The 11,678-nt window shown below is 75.8% G+C and carries 10 protein-coding genes; 3 read left to right on the top strand and 7 right to left on the bottom strand.

From position 1 onward, the window contains the following. On the bottom strand, positions 1 to 2,081 hold a 2,081-nt coding region (locus NUM_RS33500; RefSeq protein WP_207128946.1), incomplete at its 3' end, for a VIT domain-containing protein. Next, positions 2,078 to 2,821 carry a MerR family transcriptional regulator gene (locus tag NUM_RS33495; protein ID WP_207128945.1) on the bottom strand — a complete coding sequence of 248 codons (744 nt, stop codon included), beginning with the start codon at positions 2,819 to 2,821 and terminating at the stop codon, positions 2,078 to 2,080. The genes NUM_RS33495 and NUM_RS33500, both read right to left, overlap by 4 nt. A gap of 124 nt (positions 2,822 to 2,945) precedes the next feature. Here NUM_RS33495 and NUM_RS33490 point away from each other — a divergent pair, with 124 nt between their 5' ends. Continuing rightward, positions 2,946 to 3,689 (top strand): PadR family transcriptional regulator, encoded by a 744-nt coding sequence (locus tag NUM_RS33490; RefSeq protein WP_207128944.1) that lies wholly within the window; start codon positions 2,946 to 2,948, stop codon positions 3,687 to 3,689. A 105-nt stretch (positions 3,690 to 3,794) separates the two neighbouring features. Beyond that, entirely contained in the window at positions 3,795 to 4,682 is an 888-nt protein-coding gene (locus NUM_RS33485) for a universal stress protein (RefSeq protein ID WP_207128943.1), read from the top strand. Positions 4,683 to 4,742: 60 nt separating this feature from the next. Here the strand turns inward: NUM_RS33485 and NUM_RS33480 are convergent, their stop codons facing one another. Both NUM_RS33480 and NUM_RS33475 read right to left on the bottom strand, forming a co-directional pair. Further along, positions 4,743 to 5,360: a DUF1707 SHOCT-like domain-containing protein gene (locus tag NUM_RS33480; protein WP_207128942.1), complete on the bottom strand. Its 618-nt coding sequence runs from the start codon at positions 5,358 to 5,360 to the stop codon at positions 4,743 to 4,745. A gap of 133 nt (positions 5,361 to 5,493) precedes the next feature. Then, the gene (locus NUM_RS33475) at positions 5,494 to 6,429 is read right to left on the bottom strand and encodes a DMT family transporter (protein WP_207128941.1); all 936 of its coding nucleotides are present in this window, start codon (positions 6,427 to 6,429) and stop codon (positions 5,494 to 5,496) included. Positions 6,430 to 6,628: 199 nt separating this feature from the next. On the opposite strand from NUM_RS33475, the gene NUM_RS33470 reads away from it, so the two are divergent. Next, the gene (locus tag NUM_RS33470; protein WP_207128940.1) at positions 6,629 to 8,467 is read left to right on the top strand and encodes a chloride channel protein; all 1,839 of its coding nucleotides are present in this window, start codon (positions 6,629 to 6,631) and stop codon (positions 8,465 to 8,467) included. Between the two features lie 165 nt (positions 8,468 to 8,632). Here NUM_RS33470 and NUM_RS33465 read toward each other — a convergent pair whose 3' ends face one another. The 3 genes from NUM_RS33465 to NUM_RS33455 all read right to left on the bottom strand — a co-directional run bounded on the left by NUM_RS33465 (position 8,633) and on the right by NUM_RS33455 (position 11,486). Further along, positions 8,633 to 9,460 carry a bifunctional 5,10-methylenetetrahydrofolate dehydrogenase/5,10-methenyltetrahydrofolate cyclohydrolase gene (locus NUM_RS33465; RefSeq protein WP_225919026.1) on the bottom strand — a complete coding sequence of 276 codons (828 nt, stop codon included), beginning with the start codon at positions 9,458 to 9,460 and terminating at the stop codon, positions 8,633 to 8,635. 100 nt (positions 9,461 to 9,560) lie between these two features. After that, positions 9,561 to 10,163, bottom strand: a complete 603-nt coding sequence (locus NUM_RS33460; protein WP_207128939.1) for a cyclodeaminase/cyclohydrolase family protein — start codon at positions 10,161 to 10,163, stop codon at positions 9,561 to 9,563. A 192-nt stretch (positions 10,164 to 10,355) separates the two neighbouring features. Beyond that, positions 10,356 to 11,486, bottom strand: coding sequence for an MFS transporter (locus tag NUM_RS33455; protein ID WP_207128938.1), 1,131 nt, complete (start codon positions 11,484 to 11,486; stop codon positions 10,356 to 10,358). Between the last annotated feature and the right edge of the window lie 192 nt (positions 11,487 to 11,678).

Below are 11,678 nucleotides of genomic sequence, written 5' to 3'. Positions count from 1 at the left end.
GGTCCGGCCCGCCGCGCGGACACGCCCGGGCCACCCGCAGCCGGCGCGGGCCCGCCGGGCGCGGCGCCCGGAGCCGGCGGTGCACCGGCCGACGACAGCTTCATCGCCATCGGCATCATCCGGCCGCCGCCACCGCCACCGGCGAGTACCGACGGCGGCTCCCAACCGGACGGCAGCTCCACCGGCTGCGTCACCCGGCGCGGCGTCCCGCCCTCGGTGACCACCCGGCTGTCGACCGCCACGTACGCGGTGAACCGGCACAGCACGCCGAACCGCAGCGACGTCGCGACGATCCTCGCCTCGAGCGGCGAGCGGTCGGTCGCGCCGATCGCGTACTCGTCCTCCAGGTCGCGCAGCCGGCCGCGGGCCCAGACGGCGGCCGCGGCCGGGTCCTCGGCGGCGACCAGTTCGACGCTCGTCGACCACGGGGTGCCGTCCGGCCGGCGGGCGTGCACGCGCACCCGGCCGCCGCCGGCCGCGCGCAGCCGACCGGCCAGCACGACCGGCGCACCGGGGAACAGATCCGGCATCCGGGCCGGGGTCAGCGTGCCGGCCACCGGCTCCGCGCCGTCGAACTCCAGCCGCAGGTCCCGCAGCACCGGGGCGGAGATCCGCCGGTGGATCGCGGTCATCGCCTCGTCCAGCCGGTCCATCGACTCCACCAGCTCGCACCGGCCGCCGCCGAGCGCGGCGAGCCGGCCGAGGAATCCGGCGTTGACGGCACGGTCGATGCCGACGGTGTGCACCCGGACGTCGGCCAGGCGGTCGGCGCTGGCGGCGACGATCTGGTCCTCGTTGCCGACCTGACCGTCGGTGACGAGCACCAGCACCCGGTCCCGGCCGGACTCCGCCAGCAGCGACAGCGCCTCGGTCAGCGGGGCGAGCAGCTCGGTACCGCCGCGGGCGTCGGTGCGGGCCAGCGCCTCGACCGCCGCGTACCGGTGCCGGTCGGTGGCGGTGACCAGGCCCTCCGGCAGCCCGTCCACGTGCTCGACCACGTGGTCGAACCGCAGCACGGCGAACCGGTCGGCGTCGGTGAGGGTGTCCACGATGCGGGCCGCGGCGCGGCGGGCGGCGACCATCTTCCAGCCGTTCATGCTGCCGGACCGGTCCAGCAGCAGGACCACGTCGCGCGGCCGGGGCGGCACCGCGTCGGTCGGCGGCAGCAGGGTCAGCCGCACGGTGCCCGCGCCGTACTCCGGGTCGGGCTCGGAACCGTCGGCGTCCGGGGTGACGCTCGCCGCGGTCGCGACGGCCTGCTCGCCGTAGCCCAGGCGCAGCACGAAGTCGCGGTCGGCCCGCTCCCCCGGCGCGATCGCGAGCCGTACGCCGTCGTCGGTGCGCTCGGTGTCGACCGTGTGCAGGCTGGAACGCACCTGCCGCAGCGGCAGCCCGCCGGCGTCGACCTGCACCGTCACCGACAGGTCGATCGGGTTCGGGAACCCGGGCAGCAGCACCGGCGGGGTGATCCGGGACGCGTCCGGCACCGCGTCGGTGTCCGGGACCGTACCGTCGCCCACCGAGCCGCCGGGCAGCGGCGCACCGGGGATGTAGCGGGGTGCCACCACCAGCGGGAAGCGGAACGTCGCGGCGTCGTCGGCGTACGGCAGCAGGCCCTCGGTGGTCAGCTCCACCTCGACCCGCTCGCCGGGCAGGATGTTGCCGACCCGCATGGTGAACACGTCCGGCCGCTCCTGCTCGGCGATCGACGCCCGCTGCCCGGACTCCACCGCCTTCTCGTACCGCTTGCGCGCGGCACCGCGCTCCTGCAGCTCGGCGTCGACGACCCGGTCGTCGGCGGTCATCCGCATCCCGGTCACCGCGGCCCGCGGCGGCAGCGGGAAGACGTACGTCGCCTCCAGCGGCTCGTCGTACGGGTTGCGGAAGGTCTGCCGCAGCACGGTGTGCGCGGTCAACCCGACGATGCGCGCATCGACCGCCAGCGCGGCCAGCGGCAGGTTGCCTCGCGAGGTGGTCAGCGCGCCGGCGCCGGGCTCGTCGTCGGCGGTCGGCGCACCGGCCCGGCGTCCGCCGACCCGGTCGAACTCGGGGTCGCCGAGCGTGGTCAGCTGCACGGTCATCGCGGTTCCTCCTGCGGGTCGCTGCGGTCAGTGTCGTCCTTCGGGCCGGCGGCCGCCCGGCTCTCAGCGCGGTGCGCGGCGAGCGCCGCGAGCAGCGGCGCCGCCGCCGCCCGCAGTGCGGCGGCCCGTGCCTCGGTGGGCGCGGCGTCCCCCGGCGCCAGCAGCAGGATCGCGCCGTCGCCCAGCACCAGCCCGTGCACGGCGCCGGGCGGGGCGTCGGTGCTGGCCGGGGGGTTCGCGCTGGTCGGGGCGTCGGTGCCGGGCGGGATGTCGGTGCTGGTCGGGGGGTCGGTGCTGGCCGAGCGGTGCTGCGGTGTCGCCGCCGGCGGCACGTCGAGCCAGAACCGGGGGCGCACCGGCACGTCCGGCACGCCCGGGGCGGCTGCGTCACCGGCGAGCAGCTCGGGCGGGACCGCGGCGATCGCGGCGAGCTCGTCGTCGGCAGCGCCGGCCAGCTCGGCCTGGATGTCGGCGAGCCGGACGCCCTGCGCCTGCCGGCGCTTGATCGCGACCAGCTGCAACAGCTGTCGCGGGCCGTAGAGAGCGACCCGGCCGCGCATCACGCCGGGGCGGTCGACCAGGCCGGTCGACGCGTACCACCGGACGGCGCGGCGGTCGGGCAGCTGCCGGACCCGGCCGTTCCCGGCCGAGGTGCCGGCGCCGGACAGGGCGCGGCCGGCCCGCTCGACGAGCTCGTCGAGCGTCCAGAGCGGGTCGACCCGCCGCGGCTGCGTGTCCATACCAGAACCATGACACTGTCATCGTGCCAGTGTCAACCGCCACAGCGCGACGCTTGCCAGAAGAGCGTTAGCGATATATCTTCGAAGGCACGTGATAGAGCTGAGAACGCAAAGGAGAAGGATCATGGATTACGCCATGGACCCACGAACGGCACACCTGCGCAGCGCCTTCGGTCGCGGCTTCGCCCGCTTCGCCGAGTCCGAGCACCACGACGGCGGCCACAGCCACGGCCGCGGCGGGCGCGGACACGGCGGCGCCGAGCGACGCGCGTACCACCGGGGCTGGCGCGGCGGAGGCCCGGGCTTCGGTCCCGGCTTCGGTGGTTTCGGGCCGGGCTTCCCGTTCGGCCCCGGCGGTCACCGCGGCGGCCGGCGCGGTTCCCGCGCGGCCCGCGGCGACATCCGGCTGGCCGCGCTCGGGCTGCTCGCCGAGCAGCCGATGCACGGCTACCAGCTGATGCGCGAGATCGCGACCCGCAGCGAGGGCGCCTGGCGGGCCAGCCCGGGCGCGGTCTACCCCGCCCTCCAGCAGCTGGAGGACGAGGGGCTGATCGAGCCGCAGCCGGGCGCCGGCAAGCGGGTGTTCACCGTGACCGAGCAGGGCCGGGAGTACGTGCAGGAGCACCGCGACGAGATCGACGGGGTGTGGCGCTCGGCGGCCGAAGGGGTCGACGAGAGCTGGCTCGCGCTGGCCGACACCGGCCGGCAGGTGATGCAGGCGTTCGGCCAGGTGGTCAGCGCCGGCAACCGGCAGCAGGTCGCGGCGGCCACCAAGCTGATGGCCGACACCCGTCGCCAGCTGTACCGGATCCTCGCCGAGGACGAGTCGGACGACAGCGCACCGACCGAGGACACCCAGAACGACTGACGGGTCACTTCCGCGGTCAAAAACAGGACGCTGGCCGTCGCGCCACGCGATCATGACAACAGCCGGACCCGGCCGGGTCCGGCTGTTGTGGTGAGGAGAGCGCAGATGACACAGATCCCGGACGGCCCGGTCGTGGTGGGCGTCGACGGGTCGCCGGCCGGCGGCGCGGCGATCGACTGGGCGGCACGCTTCGCCGCCGAACGCAACCTCCCACTGCGGTTGATCTACGTGTTCCCGTTCCCCTCGCTGGCCGCGTCGGTCGCGCCGGAGAGTCTGCCGACCGAGTCGGAACTGCGTCCCGGGTTCGAGCGGATGGTCAGCGAGGCCGCGGACCGGGCCCGCAAGGCGGCCGGCGGTGAGCTGGTGGTCAGCGGCACCGTGATCGAGGGCGTACCGGCCGAGGCGTTGATCGACGAGTCGCAGCGCGCCGGGCTGGTGGTGCTCGGCAGTCGCGGGTACGGCGGCTTCCGAGGGCTGCTGGTCGGGTCGGTCAGCGTGCAGGTCGCGGCGCACGCGGCGAGCCCGGTCGTGGTCGTCCCGCCGCGCGGCGACGGCGGCGGCGCCGGGCCGGTCGTGGTCGGCGTGGACGGCTCGGAGCTGTCCGAGGCGGCGGTGGGCTTCGCGTTCGAGGCGGCGTCGTTCCGCAACGCCGAACTGGTCGCGATCAGCACCTGGCAGGTACCCGCCGGGCTCGACCTGGTGCCGATGCAGATCGACGTGGAGCAGTTCGGCGCCGACCAGGACCGGGCCCTGGCCGAGAGCCTCGCCGGCTACCAGGAGCGGTACCCGGACGTGCGGGTGCGGCGGCAGGTGTCGCTGGGCAGCGCGGCCCAGGTGCTGCTGGACGCCGCGGCGGACGCCCAGCTGATCGTGGTCGGCTCGCGCGGTCGCGGCGGCTTCAAGGGGCTGCTGCTCGGCTCGGTCAGCCAGTCGGTGCTGCACAACGCGAACTGCCCGGTCGCGATCATCAAGGACCGCGCCACCGAGGAGTGAGCCCGGCCGCCGGCCCCGGGGTGTCCGCACGGCCCGCCCGGGCGGAGCCCTGCGGGCGCCCTAGCGGGCGGCGAGCAGTTGCACGTACTGGACCTGCCGGTGGATGGCGTAGGCGTCCGCGGGGTTGCGCACCGGCAGGTCCACCACGTGCTGCCGGCCGCCGTCGTTCCCGCAGACCTGCACCACGCCGGTCGTCTGGTCCTGCCGGACCAGCAGGAACAGCAGCGACACGAACGGCACCACGAAGAAGCCGAGGACTGCCGCGACGATCGCCACGGTCGGGATCACCCGGCGCGTCTGCCAGTAGTCGTAGCTGCGCCACACCGAACCGGACAGCGGGAAGGTGCCGCCCGGGGTCCGCACCGTGTCGGCGGTGACGGCGATCGGGCCGAACCGCACCAGCACCTCGTTGGCCGGGCCGTTCCAGCGCGGGGGCCGGGGCGGTGCCGGCGCCAGATCCGCGGTCAGCGCCGCGAACTGCGACCGGCTGGACGCCGCGTAGGCGGCCGCGGCCCGCCGATCGAACTCGGCCAGGTCCAGCCGGCCGGCGCCCACCGCCTCGCGCAGCCGCCCCACCAGCGCGTCCCGCTCGTCGTCGGTCGGTTCGACACCCGGCCCGGCGGTCGACGAGGGATCGGCGTCGGCGGGCCGCGGCGCCGCCGGAGTCTGCAGTGCCATGCCACCATGCTCGCCGCCGGGCCGGGTTCCCGGCATCGGGCGCGGTACCGAGCTGTCCCCGATCCACCCCTCAGGGATCACCCCGAGCCCGGGCAGCGCCTCGGCGGTCCGAGTCGACGCCCGCAGACTCCGCTCAGCCCGCGTCGGAGGTGGCGAGCCGGCCGGTGACCACGGCCGGGCCGGTCGCGGACCGCTCGTGTACCCCCAAGGCGGTGACCGCGGCCGCCACCAGCGCGACGCCCAGCCACTGGGTCAGCGCGAACTTCTCGCCCAGCGCGAACACCCCGACCAGCGCCGCGGTCGCCGGGAACGCCAGCTCGGCCAGGGTGGCACGAGACGCCGCGGTGCGGCGCAGCCCCCGGTAGTACAGCAGCAGCGCGAGCAGGCCGGGGATCAGCGCCAGCGCCACCACTGCCGGCCAGTCGGCCGGTGCGACCCGCCACGAGGTACCGGTGGCGAGCGCGATCACCACCGCGGTGGGCAGCCCGATCGCGAACCGCAGCACGGTCAGGGTGGTCGGGTCCAGTTCGGTGGACACCAGCCGGCCCAGCACCGTACCGCCGGCCCACAGCGCGGCGGCGCCCACCGCGAGCAGCGCCGCCTCGGCGCTCGCCAGCCCGACGTGCAGCGGGTCCGGGAAGGTCAGCAGCCAGGCACCGGCCAGCGCCGGCACCACGAACAGCAGGTACCGCCGGTGCAGCCGCTCGCCGAGCAGCAGCCCGGCCAGCCCGATCGCGAACAGCGGCTGCAGCTTCTGCAGGACCAGCGGGGTGATCGCGTCGCCCTTGGTGAACGCCAGGGTGAACAGCGTGGTCGCGAGCGCCGAGGCGCCGGCACCGACGCCGAGCATGGCGAGCCGCTGCCGGCCGGTCAGCCGCCGCCAGCCGCGCCAGGCCCGCGGCAGCAGCGGCGACAGGATCGCCACGCAGACCGCGTGTTCCAGCACCACGATCAGCGGGATGGGCAGTTGGGTGGTGAGTGGCTTGCGCAGCAGCGCGTCGGTCCCCCACAGCGCCGACGACAGCGCCACCAGCCAGGTCAGGTCCCGGGTACGGGCAGGTCCGGTCATCGCTCGATCATGTCCCGCCGCTGGTGCCGACCGCGAGGCGGCTGTGCCGATCCGCCCATCATCACCCGGTGCGCCGAGCCGCCGTACGGCCGGTGTGGACACAGACGACCAGGTCACAGCGGCGCACGCCGCCGCCGACGGCCGCAAACCAGACCAATACAGTCGGGTGAACCCCTCCCTCGACCGGCAAGGATCCCGCATGCCCGCACCCCGCCCCGGCCCCACCACCGCCACCCGGGCCGATCATCTCGGCGACTTCACGGTGACCCGCCGGGTACTGCTGCTGCTCGGCCTGGCGGTGGTCATCGGCGCGGCGAGTGCGGTGGTGGCGTTCGCGCTGCTGCGGCTGATCGGACTGGCCACGAACCTGTTCTTCCACTTCCGGGTGGACACCGCGCTCACCGCGCCGGACTCGCCACACCGGCTGGTGATCCTCGGCGTACCGGTGCTCGGCGGGCTGATCGTGGGACTGCTGGCCCGGTTCGGGTCGGAGAAGATCCGCGGGCACGGGATGCCGGAGGCGATCGAGTCGATCCTGACCGGCGGCAGCCGGGTGCAGCCGCGGGTGGCGATCCTCAAGCCGCTGTCGGCGGCGATCTCCATCGGCTCCGGCGGCCCGTTCGGCGCCGAGGGGCCGATCATCATGACCGGCGGCGCGGTCGGCTCGGTGCTCGCGCAGCACCTCAAACTGACCGCCGACGAGCGCAAGATCCTGCTGGTCACGGGTGCCGCCGGCGGGATGGCCGCCACCTTCAACGCGCCGCTCGCGGCGGTCCTGCTCGCGGTCGAACTGCTGCTGTTCGAGTGGCGGCCACGCAGCTTCCTGCCGGTGGCCACCGGCGTCGCCACCGCCACCGTGGCCCGCTACGCGCTGCTCGGCTCGGCGCCGATCTTCGGCGTGCCGGCGGTGCACCTGCACCTGGACCCCGGTGTGTACCTGCTGTGCGTGGTCGCCGGCTGCGTCGGTGGGGTGCTCGCGGTGCTCGCCACCAACCTGGTGTACCTGGCCGAGGACCTGTTCGCGAAGCTGCCGGTGCACTGGATGTGGTGGCCGGCGATCGGCGGCCTGGTGATCGGCGTCGGCGGGCTGATCCAGCCCCGCGCCCTGGGCGTCGGGTACGACGTGATCCGCGACCTGCTCACCGGGCACGCCGGGCTGAGCCTGATCGTCGGCATCCTGGTGGTCAAGACGCTGATCTGGGGGTTCTCGCTCGGCTCCGGTACCTCCGGCGGCGTGCTGGCGCCGGTGTTCATGATCGGCGGCGCCCTGGGCGCCCTGGAGGCGCGGGTGTTCCCGCACGTCGGGCCCGGGTTCTGGGCGCTGGTCGGGCTGGCCGCGGTGGTCGGCGGGGTGATGCGCTCGCCGCTGACCGGGGTGGTGTTCTCGCTGGAGCTGACGCACGAGTGGGCGGCGCTGCTGCCGCTCGCCATCGCCGCCACCGCCGGGTACGGGCTGTCCGCGCTGGTGCTGAAGCGCTCGGTGCTGACCGAGAAGATCGCCCGCCGCGGCCATCACCTGACCCGGGAGTACTCGATCGATCCGTTGGAGATCATGTTCATCCGCGAGGTGATGAGCACCGAGGTGGTGACGCTACGGGTGGACAGCCCGCTGTCCGCGGTCACCGCGACGTTCCTGTCGCCCGAGCACGTGCAGGTACGCGACCGGCAGCACCGGCAGCGGCTGTACCCGGTGCTGGACGCCGGGGACCGGCTGGTCGGCGTCGCGACCCGGCGGGACCTGCTGGACGCGGCGCTCAACCCACCGCAGTCCGGCACGGTGCGCGACATCATGGTCGCCGACCCGGTGGTGGCGCTGCCGGACGAGACGCTGCGCGAGGTGGCGAACCGGCTCGCCACCTCCGGCGTGACCCGCATCCCGGTCGTCGACCGCACCGACGCGAGCCGGCTGCTCGGCGTCGTGTCGGTCGGTCAGCTGCTGCGCGCCCGGCTGGTCGACGTCCGGGAGGACCAGCACTCCGAACGCATCCTGCGGCTGCCCCGCCGCCGTACCGCCCCGGCCGAACCGGTGGCCGGCTAACCGTCCACCGAACGGGTGGCCCGCTGACGGTCCGGCGGTCTCGCCGCCCGCGCCGGCGGTTCGCGTCGGGCCGCGGTTCGCGTCGGGCCGCGGTCCGCGTCGGGCCGCGGTCCGCGCGAGGCCGGCGTTGGCCGCGGTCCGCGCGAGGCCGGCGTACGACGCGGGTCAGGCGCCGGCGGCGTGGACCACGTGGGACAGCAGGATGGCGGTGGTGACCGGGCCGACGCCGCCGGGGACCGGGGTGATCGCGGCGGCCACCTCGGCGACCTCGCCGGTACGCACGTCGCCGACCAGGCCGCCGTCCGCGGTCGGGTTGGTACCCACGTCGATCACCACGGCGCCGGGCGCGACATGTTCGGCGCCGAGCAGCCCGGCCCGGCCGACCGCGGCGACCAGCACGTCGGCCCGCCGGGTGTGCTCGGCGAGCTCCCGGGTACGGGAGTGGCAGACCGTCACGGTGGCCTGCTCGGCGAGCAGCAGGGTGGCGGCCGGCTTGCCGACCACGGTGGAGCGGCCGACCACGACCGCGTCGCGGCCGGCCAGCTCGACGCCCTCGGCGCGCAGCAGGTGCAGCACCGCGGCGGCGGTCGCCGGCGGGTAGGCGACGGCGCCGGCGGCGAGCAGACCGGCCGAGCGCGGGTTCGCGCCGTCGACGTCCTTCGCCACGTCGATCGCGCCGCCGGCCTGTACCGGGGTGATCCCGGCCGGCAGCGGCGTCTGGCACAGCACCCCGTGCACCGTGTCGTCCGCGGACAGCTCGGCCAGCCGGGCGACGAGCTCGTCGGCGCCGACCGGCGGCCCGACCACCCGGCACTCGATGCCGAGCTTCTCGGCGGTGCGGGACAGCTGCCGCACGTACCATGCGGCGCCCTCGTCCGGCGTCGGCACCACGATGGCGAGGCACGGTCGTACCGGCGCGGCGGCGACCCGGTCGGTCAGCTCGGCGCGCAGCGTGGCGGCGATCGCCCGCCCGTCGATCATCCGCGCGGTCACGACGTCGCCTCCGTGCCTTCCGGGTGTTCGCGCTGCTCGGCAACCGCCCAGCAGGCTGCCTCGTTCGGTTGGGGTCGGCGGTGTTCCCGGTGCCGCGCGGTCATGACGACAGCTCCGCGCGCAGCCGGGCGGCGAGTGCACGGGCCGGCCCGAGCTGGTCGGTCGCCGCGGCGAGCCGGCCGGCGAGCGCTGCCCGGTCCGGCTCGGGCAGCCCGGACAGGTTGATCTCGACGTTGATCGCGGCGGACTCGATCGCCGCGGCGGCGGTGCTCGCGGCGACCGCGACATCGGACAGCACCGTCCGGTTGGACCGGCCGGGCAGTTCGGCGGCGAGCCCGGCGACCTCGGCGGCCAGGGCCGCGATCGCCAGCGGCGGCTCGGCGGCGGCCACCGTCGCCGCACGGATCGCGTCGGCCCGGCCGGGATCGGCCCGGTCGATCCGGTAGGTGGCCATCAGCTCGCGAAACGCGGTCGCATCCCGGTCGATCAGCGCGACCGCGTCGGCGCGCAGCTGCGCCGCGCGGGCCAGGATCCGGGCGGTGTCCGGCTCGTACTGCGCGTACTTGGCTCGGCCCGTGGTCAGGTTGGCCACCATCTCGACCAGGCCGGCGGCGATCGCCGCGGTCATCGCCGCGGCCGCGCCACCGCCGGGCGCCGGCGCCGAGGACCCCAGTTCAGCGAGCCAGTCGTCGACACTCTGCATGCCGCGAGCCTACGTGCGCCGCCGCCTCGGACGGCCGACACCCGGGGAACCCGCCGCCCCGACACCGGCGGATCGCCTGCCGGCCGGGCCCGGCATGCCGGCGTCGCGGCCCGCCGGGGTCGGTGCCGGCGGGTCAGCGCCGGCGGGGTCGGTGCTGGCGGGCCAGTGCCGGCGGGGTCGGTGCCGGCGGGGTCAGTGCCGGCGGGGTGCGAAGCGGCCGGCGCCGACCGCGATCAGCCCGGTCAGCACCGCCACCACCACGAACGAGACCGACAGCGAAGTGGCGCCGGCGATGCCGCCGATCACCGCCGGCGCGGCGAAGCCGGCCCCGTACGAGATGGTCGCGACCCCGGCGATCGCGTGGCCGGGGTGGCTGGTGGCCGAACCGGCGGCGGTGAACGTCAGCGGTACCACCACCGACACGCCGACGCCGAGCAGCGCGAAGCCGAGGATCCCCGGTACCGCCTGGCGGGAGAGCGCGACGAGCACCGCGCCGGCCGCGGCGAGGATGCCGCCCAGCCGTACCGTGCCGACCACGCCGAGTCGGTTGACCACGCCGTCGCCGACGAGCCGGCCGGCGGCCATCGCCATCGCGAACCCGGTGTACGCGCCGGCCGCGATGCCCTGCGGCGCGTGGGCGATGTCGGTGAGGTACTTCGCGGCCCAGTCCGAGCCGGCGCCCTCGCCGAACACCGCGCAGAACCCGAGCAGCCCGATCAGCAGCACCGGCCGCGGCGGCAGCGCGAACGCGGGTGGCTCCACCGCGTCCGGCCGGGGCCGGACCGGCGGCAGCAGCCGGGCCGCGAACTGCCCCAGGACCAGCAGGATCGCCGCCATCACCGCGAAGTGCAGTCGGCCGTCGACGTTCAGCGCCGCGGCGAGCACCCCGACGCCGGAGGCGGCCAGCCCGCCGACGCTCCACAGCCCGTGCAGCCCGGACATGATCGACCGGCCGGCCGCCTGCTCGACCGCGACCGCCTCGGCGTTCATCGCCACGTCCGCCATCCCGGACGCCGCGCCGTACACCAGCAGCGCCGCGCACAGCGGCGGCAGGTTGGGGGCGAGCGCGGGCAGGACCAGCGCCGCGCACCAGCAGCCGAGCAGGATCCGGGTGACCTGCCGGCCGTCGTAGCGGTGCAGCAACCGCCCGGTGAACGACATCGCCGCGATCGCGCCGATCGCCGGGAACAGCAACGCCAGGCCGAGCTGACCGGTACCGACCCCGACGTGGTCGGCGAGCCACGGCACCCGGGTGGCGAACGTCCCGGTGACCGCGCCGTGCACGGCGAACACGCCGGACGCGCCGAGCCGATCGCGCCGCATGCCCCCCACATCCCGTCCCGCCGTCGAACCGCACGGCGTCACCGCGCGGGGTACCGGTCGATCATCGCCGCCGCGCCGCCCAGCGCGTGCGTCCGCCACACCCGGGTGCGACCGCAGCCACAGTTCCGCGGCACCGAAGGCGCCACCGGCGCGTTCCCGGGCCGGCGGGCGGCGCGCCCCGGCGACGCGGGC

Source organism: Actinocatenispora comari, assembly GCF_017312725.1.
Classification (GTDB): domain Bacteria; phylum Actinomycetota; class Actinomycetes; order Mycobacteriales; family Micromonosporaceae; genus Actinocatenispora; species Actinocatenispora comari.
Note: the sequence above shows the minus strand (reverse complement) of the source record. Positions and strands in the feature narration are given on the sequence as shown.